General features: G+C 71.0%; 11 protein-coding genes and 1 pseudogene. 5 read left to right on the forward strand and 7 right to left on the reverse strand.

What is annotated here, in order from left to right; translation table 11 throughout:
- Positions 1 to 41 precede the first annotated feature (41 nt).
- Both QMK28_RS03080 and QMK28_RS03085 read left to right on the forward strand, forming a co-directional pair.
- Positions 42 to 827, forward strand: coding sequence for an SDR family oxidoreductase (locus tag QMK28_RS03080; RefSeq protein WP_326435382.1), 786 nt, complete (start codon positions 42 to 44; stop codon positions 825 to 827).
- A 534-nt stretch (positions 828 to 1361) separates the two neighbouring features.
- Positions 1362 to 2963: a sodium:solute symporter family protein gene (locus tag QMK28_RS03085; RefSeq protein ID WP_326435383.1), complete on the forward strand. Its 1602-nt coding sequence runs from the start codon at positions 1362 to 1364 to the stop codon at positions 2961 to 2963.
- Positions 2964 to 3115: 152 nt separating this feature from the next.
- Here the strand turns inward: QMK28_RS03085 and QMK28_RS03090 are convergent, their stop codons facing one another.
- The 5 genes from QMK28_RS03090 to QMK28_RS03110 all read right to left on the reverse strand — a co-directional run bounded on the left by QMK28_RS03090 (position 3116) and on the right by QMK28_RS03110 (position 10450).
- Positions 3116 to 4240 carry an ADP-ribosylglycohydrolase family protein gene (locus QMK28_RS03090; protein WP_326435384.1) on the reverse strand — a complete coding sequence of 375 codons (1125 nt, stop codon included), beginning with the start codon at positions 4238 to 4240 and terminating at the stop codon, positions 3116 to 3118.
- 249 nt (positions 4241 to 4489) lie between these two features.
- A complete protein-coding gene (locus tag QMK28_RS03095) occupies positions 4490 to 6034 on the reverse strand; it encodes a flotillin family protein (RefSeq protein WP_326435385.1) in 1545 nt (514 codons plus the stop codon).
- A 188-nt stretch (positions 6035 to 6222) separates the two neighbouring features.
- Positions 6223 to 6732 carry a hypothetical protein gene (locus QMK28_RS03100; RefSeq protein ID WP_326435386.1) on the reverse strand — a complete coding sequence of 170 codons (510 nt, stop codon included), beginning with the start codon at positions 6730 to 6732 and terminating at the stop codon, positions 6223 to 6225.
- A gap of 120 nt (positions 6733 to 6852) precedes the next feature.
- Entirely contained in the window at positions 6853 to 9444 is a 2592-nt protein-coding gene (locus QMK28_RS03105; protein ID WP_326435387.1) for a bifunctional FO biosynthesis protein CofGH, read from the reverse strand.
- Positions 9445 to 9589: 145 nt separating this feature from the next.
- Positions 9590 to 10450 (reverse strand): LLM class F420-dependent oxidoreductase, encoded by an 861-nt coding sequence (locus tag QMK28_RS03110; RefSeq protein ID WP_326435388.1) that lies wholly within the window; start codon positions 10448 to 10450, stop codon positions 9590 to 9592.
- A gap of 274 nt (positions 10451 to 10724) precedes the next feature.
- Here QMK28_RS03110 and QMK28_RS03115 point away from each other — a divergent pair, with 274 nt between their 5' ends.
- From QMK28_RS03115 to QMK28_RS03125, 3 genes are all read left to right on the forward strand, one after another.
- A complete protein-coding gene (locus QMK28_RS03115; protein WP_326435424.1) occupies positions 10725 to 12116 on the forward strand; it encodes a family 2B encapsulin nanocompartment shell protein in 1392 nt (463 codons plus the stop codon).
- 139 nt (positions 12117 to 12255) lie between these two features.
- On the forward strand, positions 12256 to 13671 hold the full coding sequence (locus QMK28_RS03120; RefSeq protein WP_326435389.1) for a family 2B encapsulin nanocompartment shell protein: 1416 nt from the start codon (positions 12256 to 12258) through the stop codon (positions 13669 to 13671).
- A gap of 269 nt (positions 13672 to 13940) precedes the next feature.
- Positions 13941 to 15488, forward strand: coding sequence for a CehA/McbA family metallohydrolase (locus QMK28_RS03125; RefSeq protein WP_326435390.1), 1548 nt, complete (start codon positions 13941 to 13943; stop codon positions 15486 to 15488).
- An 80-nt stretch (positions 15489 to 15568) separates the two neighbouring features.
- On the opposite strand, the pseudogene QMK28_RS03130 reads toward QMK28_RS03125, so the two are convergent.
- Both QMK28_RS03130 and QMK28_RS03135 read right to left on the reverse strand, forming a co-directional pair.
- Positions 15569 to 16231: pseudogene (locus QMK28_RS03130) on the reverse strand (amino acid transporter); the annotation flags it as partial.
- 15 nt (positions 16232 to 16246) lie between these two features.
- Positions 16247 to 17989 (reverse strand): N-acyl-D-amino-acid deacylase family protein, encoded by a 1743-nt coding sequence (locus QMK28_RS03135; protein WP_326435391.1) that lies wholly within the window; start codon positions 17987 to 17989, stop codon positions 16247 to 16249.
- Between the last annotated feature and the right edge of the window lie 240 nt (positions 17990 to 18229).

The following is an 18229-nucleotide window of genomic DNA, read 5'->3' on the forward strand; positions in this document are numbered from 1 at the left end:
ATCTGACTGATCGTCAGAAGTGCCCGGCGCTGGGAGGCGACATGATGTTGTTGCGGGGCAGGACCGTCGTGGTGTCGGGCGTCGGAGCCGGGCTGGGGCAGCAGGTCGCCGCCGCGTGCGTACGGGAAGGCGCGAACGCCGTGCTCGGAGCGCGTACCGAGGCGAACCTCGCCAAGACCGCCGCGGAGATCGACCCGGCCGGCGAGCGCACCGCCTGGCGGGCCACCGACATCACCGACGAGAGCCAGTGCGTCTCGCTCGCCGCGCTGGCGGCCGAGCGCTTCGGCCGCATCGACGCCGTGGTGCACGTCGCAGCCCTGGACAGTCACTTCGGCGGCCTCGCGGACGCCGATTTCGAGGCCTGGCAGCGCGTTCTCGACGTGAACCTCCTCGGCACGCTGCGGATGACCCGCGCCTGCCTGCCCGCGCTCAAGGAGCGCGGCGGCTCGGTCGTCATGATCGGAACGCAGTCCTCGATCGCCGCGCCCAGCCAGGTGCGGCAGGCCGCGTACGCCGCCTCCAAGGGCGCGCTCGTCTCGGCGATGTACTCGCTGGCGCGCGAGCTGGGTCCGGACCGGATCCGGGTCAACACCGTGCAGCCCGGCTGGATGTGGGGCCCGCCGGTGCAGGCGTACGTACGGTTCGCGGCGCAGGGGGAGGGCGTGTTCGAGGACGAGGTGCTGGGGAGGCTGACGGACCGGATGGCGCTGCCTGAGCTGGCGACGGACGGAGACGTGGCGGACGCCGCGGTGTTCCTGGCCTCCGACCGCGCTCGGGCGATCACCGGCCAGTCACTGCTGGTCAACGCGGGCGAGTTGATGCGGTAGCGCGGATTGACGCGGTGGCGCGGACCGGGCTTCCGGGGTCGGCGGGCCGGGCTCCGTGCGCTGCGGCTCAGCCGTCGCTCCTCTCTTCCGTGCGGGATCCCGCTCCCGCACGGCCATCGGGCAGGCGCATCCGGGAACGAGCCCGCGTGCGCCTGCTGGTGTTGCTGCGTATCCGGCTCTGGTCCGGCTCTGGTCCGGCTCTGGTCCGGCTCTGGTCCGGCTGACCATCCACTCGTACTGGCCTTACTGGCCTTACTGGCCTTACTGGCCGCACTGGCGATGGAGCGTCCGACGAAGCGCCCGCCCATCGTGTGGTCGCGGTCACGTTCACGACAACGCCCCCGTGGGTCAAGAACAAGCAAAATCGTTCTGCTTTCTGATTTCCGTTCATATCCATGACCGCCCAAGGCCTTGACCGGGCCCCTTCCCAAGCGGTTCAATCCCGGAAGTCCCCACTCCCGCGCGGGGGCCCCGCCACCGAGGACGTCACGGCGAAGTGCGTTCCCGTTCACAAGGCGGACCCCTGGAGGGGGCATGAACAGTCTCGACTGGGCCGTGCTCATCGGCTACTTCGGCGTGATGATCGCGATCGGCGTCTGGTCGCACAAGCGAGTGGACAACGTCAGCGACTTCTTCACCGCGGGCGGCAAGATGCCCTGGTGGCTGTCCGGCATCTCGCACCATATGTCCGGCTACAGCGCCGTGATGTTCACCGTTTACGCGGCCATCTCGTATGAGTACGGCATTACTTCCTATGTCACGTGGTCCCTGCCGATCGCCATCGGCATCGCGATCGGGTCGCAGGTGTTCGCGCCCCGGCTCAACCGGGTGCGCTCCCGGCTGAACGTCTCGTCACCGCTCGAATACCTCAAGAGCCGCTACAACCTGCCGACGCAGCAGGCGCTGGCCTGGTCCGGCGTGCTGCTCAAGATCGTGGACGTGGCGGCGAAGTGGGCGGCCATCGCCACCCTGCTGTCCATCTTCACCGGCATCACGCTCAACCAGGGCATCCTGATCACCGGCGTGGTCACCGCCGTCTACTGCACGGTCGGCGGGCTCTGGGCGGACGCGCTCACCGAACTGGGGCAGTTCATCATCCAGTTCTTCGCCGGCATCGCGATGCTGGTGGCGGTGCTGTCCGAACTGGGCGGCGTCAGCGCGCTGTGGAACGTCTGGGACCGGCTGCCGGAGGCGCACCACGAGCCGACCGTCGGCCCGTACACGGTGACGTTCCTGCTCGCGTATCTCTTCATCAAGACGTTCGAGTACAACGGCGGCATGTGGAACCAGGCCCAGCGCTACATGGCCACCGACAGCGCGCAGTCCGCGAAGCGCTCGGCGCGGCTGTCCGCGATCCTGTGGGCCGTCTGGCCGCTCGTCCTCTTCTTCCCGATGTGGGTCGCGCCGCTGATCATCAAGACCGACCAGCCGACGGACTCGTACGCCCTGCTGACCGAACAGCTGTTGCCGCACGGTCTGCTGGGGCTGGTCATCGTCGGCTTCTTCTCGCACACCATGGCGATGTGCTCCTCGGACGCGAATGTGATCGCCGCGGTCGTCACCCGCGACATCATGCCCGCGGTCTCCCGGCGGGTGCGGGCCTGGGACAGCAGGGCCGGTCTGCTGGCCGCCCGGTGGACCACGCTCGGCTTCCTCGGGCTGTCGATGGCGGTCGCGACCCAGGTCGACTCGGACTTCTTCGGCGACATCCTGACCGTCGTCATCCAGTGGGTCGCCGGGCTGATGGGCCCGATCGCGATCCCGCTGATGCTCGGTCTGCTGCGGCCGTTCCGCAGGTCGGGACCGACGGCGGCGCTGCTCAGCTGGGCGATGGGGCTGGCCGCCTTCGCGGTGCTGAAGTACGGGGTCGACGGCGTCGAGCTGCAATACCAGATCTCGCTGCCGCTCGCGGTCTCGCTCGTGCTGTACATCCTGATCGGCTTCATCAAGCCGGAGGACACGCCGGAGCGCGACGCGCTGCTCGCCTCGCTGAGCACGGACGACGACGGCACGGGCAGCGCGGGGAGGGCGCTTCCGCTGCCGAAGCAGGGTGAGCCGGTGGCGCGTACGGGAGCGGGGAGCGGCGCGGGCGCCGGAGCCGGGGGCGGGGCCGGAGGCGCGGGCTCGGCCGACTGACGAGCCGGCGTGCGCGGGGCGCGAGCAGCAGGCCCGAGCGCGCACAGCAGGCGCGGGCTCAGCCCGCCGTATCCGGTGGCCGGGCCCTCGACAGGGTCCGGCCACCGGCCTGTTCGGGGGCGCTCGCCGCGGGCGCTCGCCGCGGGCGCCCGCTACCCCCTCGGGTAGCGGGCCAGCCACCCCGGGGCCGCCGCCGCGGGGCTGTGCAGCGCCGGGCCCTGCGTCATCTCCATCGCGAAGTCGTCCGCCAGCTCCAGAATCGTGCCGCGGCCCTCCAGTTCGACCAGCCAGCCGGGTGGCAGTGCCGTCTCGCCGTGCATCGCGCCCAGCAGATTGCCGCAGATGGAACCGGTCGAGTCGGAGTCGCCGCCGTGGTTCACAGCGAGCAGCAGGCCATGCCGGACGTCCTCCGCGACCAGCGCGCAGTAGACGCCCATCGCGAGGGCCTCCTCGCCGGTCCAGCCCGCTCCCAGCGCCTCGACCCGGGCGGGGGTCGGCAGACCCTGCCGGACCGCCCCCAGGGCGCGCTGGAGGGCGTCCGTCGTCTCCTGGTGGTCGGGGCGGGTCCCCAGCAGGGCGAGGGCGTGCTGGATGCCGCCGTCGAGGCCCTCGCCACGGGCGAGGCTGTGCACGATGACGGCCATCGCGCCGGCCGCTAGATAGCCGGTGGGGTGGCCGTGCGTCTGGGCGGCGCACTCGACGGCGAGCTGGAAGACGAGCTGCGGCTCCCAGCCCACCAGCAGCCCGAACGGCGCGGAGCGCATCACCGCGCCGCAGCCCTTGGAGTCCGGGTTCTTGGGCTTCTCCAGCGTGCCCATGGTCTCGTCGCCCAGACCGGTCAGGCAGGCCCGGCCGGGGGCGCGGCGGGCGTACAGCCACTCCTCGCGGGCCAGCCAGCCCGCGTCCTTCCTGCGCTCGTCCGGGCCCCAGTCCCGCTGGGTGGCCGCCCAGCGGAGATAGGCGCGGTGGACGTCGCTGGGCGGGTGCCAGGCGCCGGTGTCTCGGCGCACCTGGGCGCGTATCAGGCCGTCGGTCGTGAACAGGGTCAGCTGGGTGTCGTCGGTGATCGCGCCGCGCCGCCCGTACGCCGGAATGTAGTCGGTGACGCCGTCGGCGCCGTGGGCGGTGCGGATGGCGTCGAGCGACTCGAACTCGACGGCCGCGCCGAGGGCGTCACCGATCGCGCCGCCGAGCAGGCAGCCGCGCACCCGGCTGCGGAAGTCCTGCTGCTCGCGGCGCCCCCACACGGCGGTCGCCCCGCCCACTGATCCGGTCACTGCGCCTCTCCATCCGTACAAAAACGATCGGCACCCGCCTTGGCGCAGCACTGTATTAGAAACAGAACGATCAACTTCCGCTCCCCCCGGCAACCGCCCCGGGCCCTGCCATACCGACAGTCACCCGGACAGGCATAGGGACGGCCGAACAGACAGCTGAACAAGCAACTGAACAGGCTGCGGGGCCCGGTCGGCTTTCCCTCAGCCGTCCGGGCCCCGCAGCAGCACCGTCACACTCCACCGTCACGCTCAGTCGGTGATGTCGATCTTTCCGTTCTGCTGCGCCGGCACCGCGGAGGCGTCCTTGGCATCCGCACCGGCCCCGGCACCGTCCTTGGCGCCGCCGGTCGCGCTCGTCCCCGTGCCGCCGTCGCCGGCGCTGCCGCCCCGGTTGCCGCGCGAGGTGATCCCCGAGAGCAGCTGGGCTACGTCGATGCCGGTGGTCGAAGAGAGCAGTTCGACGCCCTGGGCCACGTTGTTCGCCACCGTACGGGGCAGTTGGCCCGCGCCGTCGGTGGAGATCACGGTCAGCTTGTCGATCGCGGACAGCGGCTCGGCCGCCTTGGCGACGATCTGCGGCAGCACCTCGACGAGCATCTGCAGGATGGCCGCGTCGCCGTACTGCGCGAACGCCTCCGCCTTCTTGCGCATCGCCTCGGCCTCGGCCGCGCCGATCGCCGCGGTGGCCGCGGCCTGCGCCTCGCCCTCCTGGCGCAGCGCCTCGGCGAGCGCGACGCGGTGCTGCTTCTCGCCCTCACCGGTGAGCCGCGAACGCTCCGCGTCCGCCTGCGCGTCGGCGATCACCGCGGACTTCTCCGCCTCGGCCTCCTTGACCCGGCTGACCTTGCGGGCCTCCGCCTCCTGCTCCGCCTGGTAGCGGGCGGCGTCGGCGGGCTTGCGGACCTGGCTGTCGAGCTGGCGGTCGGTCAGCGCGGCCTGGCGCTCGGCGACCTTCTCCTGCTCCATGAGGACTTCCTGCTGACGCGCGGCGTCGGCCAGCGGACCGGCCGCGTTGGCCGTGGCTCCGGCCGCCTCGGTCTCCGCCTTGATCTCCGCCTGGCGCAGGTAGAAGGTCCGCTCGGCGATGGCGATCTCCTCCGCCGCCTTCAGCCGGGCCTGCTCGGAGGCGCGCCGGGCGACCGCCTCGGCGATGTCCGCCTCCTGCTTGGCGCGGGCGGCCTCGGGGCGGCCGAGGTCCTCCAAGTAGCTGCCCTCGGTGGTGATGTCCTGGATCTGGAAGGCGTCCAGTACCAGGCCCTGCCCGGAGAGGCTGGCCTCGGCCTCCTCCGCGACCTGGCCGGCGAAGGCCGCGCGATCCCGGATGACGTCCTCGACCGACATCCGGCCGACGATGGAACGCAGCGCTCCGGAAAGCACTTCCTGGGTGAATCCGACGATGCCGTCCTGCTGTTGCAGGAACCGCTGGGCGGCGGCGCGGATGCTGTCCTCGTTGCCGCCGACCTTGACGATCGCCACGCCTTCGAGGTTCGCCTTGACGCCGCGCAGGGTGACGGCCCCGCGCACCGCGATCGGGATGTGCCGGCTGGACAGGTCCAGCGTGAAGCGCTGCTGGACGAACGGGACGACGAAGACGCCGCCTCCGACGACGACCTTCTGGCCGCTCTGGTCCGTACTGACCCGGCCGGTGACCGGGTCGGTCGACTCCTTGCCGCGGCGGCCGGTGATGATGAACGCCTGGCTGGGGCCCGCGACCTTGTAGCGGGTGATCACGACGAGGGCCAGCAGCACGAGGAGTACGAATACTCCCAGCACGGCGATGATGACCGAGTTCACAGGGAAAATCCCCACTGCCCTTCCACAGGGAACGGCGGGTTGTGTGCTGCGGATATGTCAGGTCTGAATGGCTTGCGTTCTTGCGTTCTTGCGTCGGTCAGGGCAGTTCAAGGCAGGGCCGGTTAAGAGAGTTCACCGCAGGTCGGGGCAGGTCCGGGCTGGGCATCGGCTCGGCGCGGGCGGCGCGCTCAGCGCTCGACCGTGCGGACCTGGACCGAGGTCGAGGAGAGCGTCGCCTCGACCCAGATCTCGGCGCCGCGCGCCACCGGTTCCGCGCTGCGCGCCGCGTATTTCACCCGCGCGCCGCCGATGTACAGCAGCACCTCGCCGTACCCCTGGGCCGGGATCGGGGTGACCACCGCGCCGGCGCTGCCGATGAGGTCGGAGCCGCGTGGGGTGGCGGTCGTCTGGTCGCGCATCAGCATGCGGCTGAAGGACAGCGTCAGCCGGCCGGTGACCGCACCCGCGACCACGCCGACCGCCGATGCCACGACGGCCCCCAGCCCCGTGGTCCCCAGCACGATCGCGCCGCCGAAGCCGAACATCGAAACGAAGCCGGCGATCACCGGCAGCGACAGCAGCCCGGCGAAGAGCCCCTCCAGCACACCGCCGAACAGCCCTTCCAGAATCCCGTCGAAGACCAGCGCCAGGGCCAGCAGGACAACGCCCGCTATGCCGAGACCAAGAAACAAGGTCATTGGCGTCCCCCGACTCCTTCGTTCTTTTACCTGCTGAACGGCATGTCCCGCTGACCAGCATGATGTCAGCCGGAGCCGAAAGGTTCACCGCCTGCTCCCGGCGGTCTCTACGCCGCCGTCTCAGTCCAGTACTGGCAGCAGCTCCGGAAGATGGCCGTCCGAGGCGACGGCCGCCCGCTGCCGCTCCGCCGGGACCTCACCGTATGTCGTGGTGCGCGGCCTGGACGGCCGGCCGGCCGCGTCCGCGATCGCGATCAGGTCCTGGACCGAGCGGTACGAGCCGTACGAGGAGCCCGCCATCCGGGAGATGGTCTCCTCCATCAGCGTGCCGCCCAGGTCGTTCGCGCCGGAGCGCAGCGCCTCGGCCGCGCCCTCCGCGCCGAGCTTGACCCAGCTGGTCTGGATGTTCGGGATGTACGGGTGCAGCAGCAGCCGCGCCATCGCGATGACGGCCCGGTTGTCGCGGGCGGTCGGGCCGGGGCGGGCGATGCCGGCGAGGTAGACCGGGGCGTTGGTGTGGATGAACGGGAGCGTCACGAACTCGGTGAAGCCGCCGGTCTCCTGCTGGATCCGCGCCAGCGTCCGGAAATGGCCCAGCCAGTGCCGGGGCTGGTCCACATGTCCGTACATCATCGTCGAGCTGGACCGGATGCCCAGCTCATGGGCGGTCTTGACGACCTCGATCCAAGTGGCGGTGGGGAGCTTGCCCTTGGTCAGGACCCAGCGGACCTCGTCGTCGAGGATCTCGGCGGCGGTGCCGGGGATGGTGTCGAGACCGGCCTCCTTGGCCGCCGCGAGCCACTCGCGGATCGACATGCCGGTGCGCGTCGCGCCGTTGACGACCTCCATCGGCGAGAAGGCGTGCACATGCATGTCGGGGACGCGTTCCTTGACCGCCCGCGCGATGTCGAAGTACGCGGTGCCGGGCAGGTCGGGGTGGATGCCGCCCTGCATGCAGACCTCGGTCGCGCCGACCTCCCACGCCTGCTGCGCACGGTCGGCGACCTGGTCCAGCGACAGGGTGTACGCGTCGGCGTCGGTGCGCCGCTGGGCGAACGCGCAGAAGCGGCAGCCGGTGTAGCAGACGTTGGTGAAGTTGATGTTGCGGGTCACGATGTACGTCACGTCGTCGCCGACCGCCGCGCGGCGCACCCCGTCGGCGATCTCGCAGAGCGCGTCCAGCGCCGGGCCGTCGGCGTGCAGCAGCGCGAGCGCCTCGGTGTCGGTCAGCTTGGTCGGGTCGTCGGCGGCGGTGGCCAGGGCCGTGCGCACATCGCCGTCTATGCGCGAGGGCACCATGCCGGGCGCGGCCTGCTCGCGCAGCGCCTCCCAGTCGCCGTAGACGTCGTCGAAGTCGTCGCGGCGGTCCGCGGTGCGCCCGTCGGTGTCGATGGTGCGGTGCAGATCCGTGCGCCCGGTGGCGGTGAAGCCCTCGTCTGGCTCCTGCCAGGGCAGCCCGACCGGCTTGACGCCCTCCAGCGCCATCCCGGTCTCCGGGTCGGCCAGCGCCCGTACGTGCGGCAGCAGCCGGGGGTCGAGCCAGGGCTCGCCGCGCTGGATGAACTCGGGGTAGATGGTGAGGCGTTCGCGCAGCGCGAAGCCGGAGGCGGCGGTCTGCTCGGCGAGCTCGTCGATGTTCGGCCAGGGGCGCTCGGGGTTGACGTGGTCGGGGGTGAGCGGCGAGACGCCGCCCCAGTCGTCGATCCCGGCGCCGATCATCTGGGCGTACTCGGCGTCCACCAGGTTCGGCGGGGCCTGGAGGCGGGCCGAGGGGCCGAGGATGTGCCGGGCCACGGCGATGGTGGCGGCGAGTTCGTCCAGCTCCGCGTCGGGCATGCCGCGCATCGCGGTGTCCGGCTTGGCGCGGAAGTTCTGCACGATGATCTCTTGCAGCCCGTGGTAGGAGCGGGCCGTCTTGCGCAGCGCGAACAGCGACTCGGCGCGCTCCTCGTAGTTCTCCCCGATGCCGATCAGGATGCCGCTGGTGAACGGGACGTTGGAGCGGCCGGCGTCCTCCAGCACCCGCAGCCGGACCGCCGGGTCCTTGTCGGGGGAGCCGTAGTGCGGGCCGCCGGGCTCGCTCCACAGCCGGGTCGCGGTGGTCTCCAGCATCATGCCCATGGACGGCGCGACGGGCTTGAGGCGCTGCAGGTCGGTCCAGGACAGCACGCCGGGGTTGAGGTGCGGCAGCAGCCCGGTCTCCTCCAGCACCCGGATCGCCATCGCGCGCACATAGGCGAGCGTGTCGTCGTAGCCCTCCGCCTCCAGCCACTCGCGTGCCTCGGGCCAGCGGTCCTCGGGGCGGTCGCCCAGCGTGAAGAGCGCTTCCTTACAGCCCAGCTCGGCGCCCTTGCGGGCGATGTCCAGCACCTCGTCGGGCGACAGGAACATCCCGTGCCCCTCGCGGCGCAGCTTGCCTGGCACAGTCACGAAAGTGCAGTAGTGGCATGTGTCGCGGCACAGCCGGGTCAGCGGGATGAAGACCTTGCGGGAGTACGTGATGACGCCGGGGCGGCCCGCGGCTTCGAGGCCCGCGTCGCGCACCCGCGCGGCGGAGGCGGTGAGGTCGGCGAGGTCGGCGCCGTGCGCCTGGAGCAGCACCGCCGCCTCGCCGGTGTCCAGCGCGACCCCGTCCCTGGCGCGGCGCAACGCGCGCCGCATCGCGTTGGCAGTGGGAGCAGCCTGCTCGGTTCCCTGCGCGCTCGTCGTCATCCTTCGAGGATACGAGCGAGCACCGACAGGGTCCGCACCCCCCGGCCGGATCGCGGATTCGGCCGGGCCGCACTCGATGGTTCCGCCACGGATTCAGCCACGGGTTCGGCCACGCGTCCCGCCGCGGACGCTCGCCCTGCTCCCCTCACAGATACTGCGCGTAGTCGTCCAGCGCCCGCAGCACCTCCGACTCCCCGCTGGGCGGCAGTTGCAGCACCACCTCGTCGATCCCGAGGTCGCGGTAGTGGGCGAGCTTCCCGGCCGAGGGCAGCACCGCGTACGGGACGACCCGCAGCGCCTCCGGGTCGCGTCCGGCCTCCTCCCAGGCGGTCCGCAGCACCGGAATGGCCTCGCTCAGTCCCCGGCCGCCGATCGGCAGCCAGCCGTCCGCGTACTCCGCGATGTGCCGGAAGAGTTTGGGTCCCGCCCCGCCGCCGATCAGCGTGCGAGGTCCGGTCAGGGCGTCCGCGCCCTTGCGTTCGCGCGGCTCGCGCACCGGCTTGGGGTGCGCGAAGCTGGCGCGCACGGAACCGAACGCGCCCTCGTACGCGGTCGGCTCGGCGGCCCACAGGGCGCGCATCAGGGCCATCCGGTCCCGGCTCAGCTCGCGCCGGGTCGCCCACTCCACCCCGTGGTCGGCGGCCTCCTCCACGTTCCAGCCGAAGCCGACGCCCAGCGTGAAGCGCCCGCCGGACAGGAAGTCGAGGGTGGCCGCCTGCTTGGCGAGGTCGATCGGGTCGTGCTGGGCGACGAGCGTGATGCCGGTGCCGAGGCCGAGCCGCTCGGTGACGGCGGCGGCCTGGCCAAGCGCGATGAAGGGGTCCAGGGTGCGGCCGTACTCGGGCGGCAGCGGATCCCCCGCCGGGTAGGGCGTCGTCCGCTCGACCGGGATGTGGGTGTGCTCGGGGAGGTAGAGGCCGGCGAAGCCGCGCTCCTCCAACTCCCGGGCGAGGCGGTCGGGTCGGATGGTCTCGTCGGTCAGAAAGATGGTCGTCGCGATCCGCACAGTGGTCCGCACCTCCGGGTTCGGTCGTGGTGACCTTCATACCCGCTGGCGGACCAGGAGAGAAGAAGCCGTGCCCGGACGCACGACGCGCCCGGAATGACGCACGACATGACGCGCGACGCGCACGACACGCCCGGAATCCCGCGGGCCTTTCCTGCCATTAACAGATCAACCCACACTTTCGAGCGATTGCCGCCCGCCGAATGTCCGCACTAGCGTCGCTGCCCGGGTCCGGTAATTCCTCTTCTCCGCACAGAGATCGGTGGTGTCCTTCGTGACGACGTCGGGTGAACCAGAGCAGCTGAGTCTGGGAACGGCAGCTGCCCGCAATCTGGCGACAACGACCAAAACCGTCCCGCAAATGCAAGGAATTACCTCACGGTGGCTGCTGCGCATGCTGCCGTGGGTACAGGTGTCGGGCGGCACCTACCGGGTCAACCGGCGGCTCTGCCACACGGTCGGGGACGGCCGGATCGACTTCGTGACCACCGGCGCCGAAGTCCGCGTCATCCCCGCCGAGCTGCGCGAACTGCCCGCGCTGCGCGACTTCGACGACACCGCGACGCTGGAGACCATGGCGGGCCGCTTCGTCCAGCGTGAGTACGCCGCGGGTGATGTGATCGTGGAAGCCGGCAACCCCGCCGACCAGATCGTGCTGATCGCGCACGGCAAGCTGCACAAGCTGGGCACCGGGAAGTACGACGAGCGGACCGTGCTGTCCGTGCTCGCGGACGGTGACTTCTTCGGCGACCGGATCGTGACCGACACGGACACCCCGGGCACTTGGGACTTCACGGTCAAGGCGGTTACCCGCTCCACCGTATTGTCCCTCCCCCGGCAGGCTTTCCAGCGAATCGCCAGCCGATCCGAAGCGCTTCGCAGCCATATCGAAGAATTCCGGTCCGAGCCACGACTTTCGCAAAACAGCTCCGGTGAAGCCGACATCAATGTAGCCTCCGGCCACACCGGCGAGCCCCAGATCGCGGGGGCATTCGCCGACTACGAACTCTCGCCCCGTGAATACGAGCTGAGCGTCGCGCAGACCGTCCTCAAGGTGCACAGCCGCGTCAGCGATCTGTACAACGATCCGATGAGCCAGCTCGACCAGCAGCTGCGGCTCACCGTCGAGGCGCTGCGCGAGCGCCAGGAACACGAGATGGTCAACAACCGCGAGTTCGGGCTGCTGCACAACGCGGACCTGGGGCAGCGCATCCACACCCGCAGCGGGCCGCCCACCCCCGACGACCTCGACGAACTGCTGTCCACGGTCTGGAAGGACCCCAGCCTGCTGCTGGCCCACCCCAAGACGATCGCGGCGATCGGCCGGGAGTGCAGCAGCCGGGGCATCTACCCGCAGAGCATCGACTTCCACGGCCACGCGGTGCCCGCCTGGCGAGGCGTACCGATTCTGCCGTGCAACAAGATCCCGGTCACCGGGGCCAGGACCAGCTCGATCCTGGCCATGCGGACCGGCGAGCAGAACCAGGGAGTCGTCGGCCTGCACCAGACCGGCATCCCCGACGAATACCAGCCCAGCCTGTCCGTCCGCTTCATGGGCATCAGCGAACAGGCCGTCACTTCGTACCTGGTCAGCGCCTACTACTCGGCCGCCGTCCTGGTCCCCGACGCCCTCGGCATCCTCGAGGACGTCGAGGTCGGCCACTGACAGCGGGCCGCCCGTAATCGGCTCTCGCAGCAGGTCCGAACAACGGGTCCGAACAACGGGTCCCATCAGCAGGCCCGTGCAGCAGATCCGAACAGCAATCTTCCGTGCGCGATCTTGAGAGAAATTGGTGGTGTACTTCGTGACAACGTCGGTGGAATCCGGTACCGGCACCGGGGACGGACAGCCGCAGCTCAGCCTGGGCACAGCGGCAGCGCGCAATCTGGCGACCACGACCAAGACCGTTCCGCAGATGCAGGGGATCTCCTCCCGGTGGCTGCTGCGCGTGCTCCCCTGGGTCGAGGTGTCGGCCGGTACGTACCGGGTGAACCGGCGGCTCAGCTATACGGTCGGGGACGGCCGGATCGACTTCGTGACCACCGGCGCCGAAGTCCGCGTCATCCCCGCCGAGCTGCGCGAACTGCCGATGCTCCGCGACTTCGACGACACCGCGACGCTGGAGGAACTGGCCGGCCGCTTCACCCAGCAGGAGTACGCGCCGGGTCAGCTCATCGTCGAGGCCGGGCAGCCGGCCGACCAACTCGTGCTCATCGCGCACGGCAAGACCGACAAGCTCGGCGTCGGCAAGTACGACGAACGGACCGTGCTGGCCGTCCTCGCGGACGGCGACCACTTCGGCGACCACGCGCTCCTCGGATCGGAGAGGGCCTGGGAGTACAGCGTCAAAGCCGTCACCGCCTGCACCGTCCTGGTGCTGCCCCGGCAGACGTTCCAGGAGGTCACCGAGCGGTCCGAGGCGCTGCGCGGCCACCTGGAGCAGGCCGCCGCCGCCCCGACGCCCGCGCAGAACAAGCACGGCGAGGCCGTCATCGAACTGGCCTCGGGCCAGAGCGGCGAGTACACCCTGCCGGACACCTTCGCGGACTACGACCTCGCCCCCCGCGAGTACGAACTGAGCGTCGCGCAGACCGTGCTCAAGGTGCACACCCGCGTCGCCGACCTCTACAACGAACCGATGAACCAGCTCGACCAGCAGCTGCGGCTCACCGTCGAGGCGCTGCGCGAGCGCCAGGAACACGAGATGGTCAACAACCGCGAGTTCGGGCTGCTGCACAACGCGGACCTCAAGCAGCGCATCCATACCCGCAGCGGGCCGCCCACCCCCGACGACCTCGACGAACTGATCTCGCGGCGGCGCAAGACGCAGTTCCTGCTCGCGCACCCCAAGGCGATCGCGGCGATCGGCCGGGAGTGCAGCAGCCGGGGCATCTACCCGCCGGAGACCGAGCTCCAGGGGCATCCGGTGCGCACCTGGCGCGGCATCCCCGTCCTGCCGTGCAACAAGATCCCCATCTCCGCCGCCGGCACCAGCTCGATCCTGGCCATGCGGACCGGCGAGGACAACGAGGGAGTCGTCGGCCTGCACCAGACCGGCATCCCCGACGAATACCAGCCCAGCCTGTCCGTCCGCTTCATGGGCATCAGCGAACAGGCCGTCATCTCGTACCTGGTCAGCGCCTACTACTCGGCCGCCGTCCTGGTCCCCGACGCCCTCGGCATCCTCGAGGACGTCGAGGTCGGCCACCCGTCGGACTGAGATCCCGGTCCGGGTAGGGCACCGGTCCAGGTAAGACACCCATCCACCCGCCGGACTGAGATCCGGTCGAGGCGGGAACCCCGTCGGGCTGAGATCCGGTCGAGGCGGGACACGATCGGGCGAAGACCTGAAGCCGGGTGAGGTGGCCTCCCGCCGGTGGCCACCTCACCGGACGCCCGGCCGTCGCCGGGTTATCCACAGGCCTTTCGCTCCCCGTCACCCGGGCGTACAACGGTGTCACGCGACACTTCCGACGCTGGGGGAAACGGATGCGACGACGCGAGGTACTCGGGCTTTCGGCTATCGCGGGCGCGACCGGCGTGCTTACGCTCGACACTGTGACTTTCGCCCGAGCAGCGGACGGGAACGGCAGGGCCGGCAGCGGCCGTGACGGGGACGAAGAGACCCGGACGGTCACCGGTCATCTGCCCACCGGCGCGCCCGACTTCGTCTACCTGCCGGTCGAGGTGGGGCACGGAGTCCGTGAGATCGCCGTGTCGTACAGCTACGACAAGCCGAGGGTCCCGCTCGGCACCCCCGGCAACGCGTGCGACATCGGGATATTCGACGAGCGCGGCCCGGTCTCCGGCGGCCACGCCCCGCACATCCGCAGTTGCCGGGGCTGGTCGGGCGGCGCCCGTACGGAATTCGCGATCAGCGCCGCCGAAGCGACCCCCGGCTATCTCGCGGGGCCCGTCAAGCCGGGCACCTGGCATGTCGTGCTGGGCCCGTACACGGTCGCGCCGCAGGGACTCGACTACTCCGTGCGGATCACCCTGCGGTACGGCGATCCTGGCCGGACGCCGAAGCCGGTGTATCCCCCGGAGCGGGCCAGGGGGCGCGGTCGCGCCTGGTACCGGGGCGACTGCCATCTGCACTCGGTGCACTCCGACGGCAAGCGCACCCCGGCCGAGATCGCTGCCGCCGCGCGCACCGCCGGGCTCGACTTCATCACCACGACCGAGCACAACACCACCTCCTCGCACCGCGCGTGGGAGGGGCTGTGGGGTGACGACCTGCTCATCATGACCGGCGAGGAGATCACCACCCGCAACGGCCACCTAGTGGCGCTGGGCAGCCGGCCGGGCGCGTTCATCGACTGGCGCTACCGCGCCCGCGATGACGTCTTCGCCCACTACGCCCGCCGCATCCGGCAGGCCGGCGGCCTGGTGGTGCCAGCGCACCCGTACGGCAACTGCGTCGGCTGCAACTGGAAGTTCGGCTACGAGGAAGCAGACGCCATCGAGGTCTGGAACAGCGACTGGACGCCCGACGACGAGATGTCGCTCAACCTGTGGGACGGCATGCTGGTCGCCTCGGTCCGCGACGACAGGCGCTGGATTCCGGCGATGGGCAACAGCGACGCGCACCGCGAGCCGCAGCCGGTCGGACTGCCGCAGACCGTAGTGCTCGCCGACGACCTGTCGCGGCAAGCGATCCAGGACGGCATCAGGGCCGGGCGCAGCTGGATCGCCGAGTCCTCGAAGACCGGCCTGTCCTTCGCGGCCACCGGCGGGCGCGGCGGCCACGCGGGCATCGGCGAACGGCTGTCCGTGCCGCCCGACACCGAGGTGACGGTCGCTCTGGAGGTCTCGGGCGCCCCCGGCTGCACGGTCCGCTTCATCACCGACCAGGGCGAGCTGCACGCCGAACCGCTGCCGCCGTCCGGCAGCGGCACGGTCAGCTGGCGGACCACCGCGTCCTACGCGGCCTATGCGCGGGCCGAGATACGCCATCCGGCGGCGGACGGCGGGGCGTCCGGGCTGCCGGGGGCGATGGCTGCGATGACCAACCCGGTGTTCCTCGGCGAGCGCTGACGGGCTGACGGGGACGGGCTGACAGCGCGCGGTGGCGGGCAGGGCTCGGGCTGAGCGCTGCCCGCCGGGGACCCGGCCCGTCAGTCCGCAACGATCAGCGCCGGGGTGTCCCGGGTGAGGACTTCACCGCGGAAGAAGGCCGGACTGCGGCGCTGCATCACCAGCATGATCACGACGCCGAGCAGCAGCAGCCCGACTCCGATGATGAAGACGCTGCCGACGCCGAAGACGGAGCTGCCGCTGCCGTACGCCGGGTCCCACATGTCGTAGAGCGTCTTGCCGAAGACCCCGGCGAGCAGCGTGCCGCCGAGCACCGGGCAGACGCCCTTGAAGAACAAGTCGCGGGGGGAGCTGAGCAGTTCGTGCCGGAAGTACCAGGCGCAGGCGAACGCGGTGATCGCGTAGTAGAAGCAGATCATGAGGCCGAGCGCGTAGATCGTGTCGATCAGCACATTCTCGCTGAGGAACGTCATCACGGCGTAGAAGAGGCCGGTCGCGACGCCCGTCGCGATGGTGGCCCGGCCAGGGGACTTGAAGCGCGGGTGGATGCGGGCGAAGGAGGGCGGCAGCGCCTCATAGGCGCTCATCGCCAGGACGGTGCGGGCGACCGGGATGAAGGTCGTCTGAAGGCTCGCGGCGGCCGAGGCGAGGACGGCGACGAACAGCAGGACGCCGAGCACCGGGCCCATGACCGGGTTGGCGAGCGTCGCGAAGACGTTGCCGGAGGTGTCCGGGTTGCCCAGGCTCCTCGCGGCGGCTCAACCCGCCGTCGGCACCGTCCGGGTGTCCCGCCCGGAGCGCAGCACCGTGCCCGGAACCGCCCCGGTCACCTCGTCGTCCCGGATCGTCTCCACACCGTTCACCCGCACACTCACGATCCCGATGGCCCGCGAATCCAGCCGCGGGCTGTCCCCCGGCAGGTCGTGCACCAGCGTCGCGGGCCCCGCCTCGATCCGCTCCGGGTCGAAAAGCACCAGGTCCGCGTGGTAGCCCTCGGCGATCCGGCCCCGCTCCCGCAGCCCGAACAGCCGCGCCGGGTCATCGGTGAGCATCTGCACCGCCCGCTCCAGCGCGACCAGCTTCCGCCCGCGCAGACAGTCCCCGATGAACCGCGTCGTGTACGGGGCCCCGCACATCCGGTCCAGGTGCGCGCCCGCGTCGGAGCCGCCGAGCAGCACGTCCTGGTGCTCCCAGGTCGCCCGCCGCAGCTCCCAGCTGGCCGGATCGTTGTCGGCCGGCATCGGCCACAGCACCGTACGCAGCTCGTCCGCCGCGCAGATCTCCACCAGGCAGTGGAAGGCGTCCTGCCCGCGCTCGGCCGCGATGTCCCGTACGACCCGCCCGCTGAGCCCTTCGTTCGTCGCGGAATAGGTGTCGCCGATGACGTACCGGTCGAAATTCGCGAGCCGCCGGAAGACCCCGGCCTCCTTGCTCTGTGCGCGCCGCAGCAGCTCGGCCCGCACGCCGGGCTCGCGCAGCGCGGCGATCCGCTCGGGCACCGGGAGCGAGAGGACCTCCCCCCAGCCCGGTATGAGGTTCAGCGCGCAGAACGTCCCCAGGGACATGTTCATCGGCGTCAGGATCGGCATGGTCAGCGCCACGACCCTGCCACCCGCCTCGCGGGCCCGCTCGGACGCGAGCAGCTGTCGCGGCACCCGCTCCGGCACCGCCGCGTCGATCGTCAGCACATTCCAGTTGAGCGGCCGCCCCGCCGCCGCGCTCATCTCGACGAAGAGGTCGATCTCCTCGTCCGCGAACTGGTCCAGACAGCCCGCGACGATCGCTTCGAGCTGCGTGCCCTCGTGCTCGCCGACCGCCCGCGACAGGGCCAGCAGCTCGGCGGGCTCCGCGTGCCGCGAGGCCACCGGCTGCCCGTCGCCGTCCGAGTGGGTGGACGACTGCGTCGTCGAGAGACCCCATGCCCCCGCCGCCATCGCGTCGTGGAGCAGCCGCAGCATCTCCTCCAGCTGCTCCGCCGACGGCTGCCCGCCGACCGCGTCCGCACCCATCACATACCGGCGCAGCGCGCAGTGCCCCACCATGAAGCCCGCGTTGACCGCGGTGCGCCCTTCCAGCCGGTCGAGGTACTCGCCGAAGGAGGACCAGTTCCAGGGCGCGCCCTCCTCCAGCGCCACCAGCGACATGCCCTCGACCTTGCTCATCATCCGCCGCGTGTAGTCGGCGTCCTCGGGTCGCGCCGGGTTGAGCGGCGCCAGCGTGAAGCCGCAGTTGCCGCCCGCGACGGTCGTCACCCCGTGGTTCATCGACGGCGTGGCGAACGGGTCCCAGAACAGCTGCGCGTCGTAGTGCGTGTGCGGGTCGACGAAGCCCGGCGTCAGGACCAGTCCCCGGGCGTCCTCGCTGGTCCGCGTCTCCTCGGTGACCGTCCCGGGTTCGGCGATCACCGCGATCCTGCCGTCGCGGATGCCGACGTCGGCGAGGTGCGCGGGCGAGCCGGTGCCGTCCACGACGGTCGCGCGCCGGATGAGGTGGTCGAGCATGGCTGGTGTCCCTTTCGGTCCGTCGTGGAGCTGCGGCATGGAGTTGCGTCGTGGAGCTACGTCATGGGCGAAATAACAGGATCTCGCTGCGGAGTCGCTGCGGGTGCCCCACCCGGCACGACGCGGGGCGGGCCGGAGTCGGGGGGAGCCGGGGCTCGATCCTGGGGCCGAGCTCTGCCCCGGGGCCGGGGCGGGCCCGAGCCGAGCCCCGGCCCCGGGGATCAGGCCGGCGCCCGGGTC

This window comes from Streptomyces sp. H27-D2 (genome assembly GCF_035828615.1).
Classification (GTDB): Bacteria; Actinomycetota; Actinomycetes; order Streptomycetales; family Streptomycetaceae; genus Streptomyces.

What these genes read in the sequence shown, in the direction of transcription:
- QMK28_RS03080 (WP_326435382.1), top strand. Translation starts at nt 42, where the DNA reads ATGATGTTGTTGCGGGGCAGGACCGTCGTGGTGTCGGGCGTCGGAGCC.
- QMK28_RS03085 (WP_326435383.1), top strand. Translation starts at nt 1,362, where the DNA reads ATGAACAGTCTCGACTGGGCCGTGCTCATCGGCTACTTCGGCGTGATG.
- QMK28_RS03100 (WP_326435386.1), bottom strand. Translation starts at nt 6,732, where the DNA reads ATGACCTTGTTTCTTGGTCTCGGCATAGCGGGCGTTGTCCTGCTGGCC.
- QMK28_RS03105 (WP_326435387.1), bottom strand. Translation starts at nt 9,444, where the DNA reads ATGACGACGAGCGCGCAGGGAACCGAGCAGGCTGCTCCCACTGCCAAC.
- QMK28_RS03125 (WP_326435390.1), top strand. Translation starts at nt 13,941, where the DNA reads ATGCGACGACGCGAGGTACTCGGGCTTTCGGCTATCGCGGGCGCGACC.
- QMK28_RS03135 (WP_326435391.1), bottom strand. Translation starts at nt 17,989, where the DNA reads ATGCTCGACCACCTCATCCGGCGCGCGACCGTCGTGGACGGCACCGGC.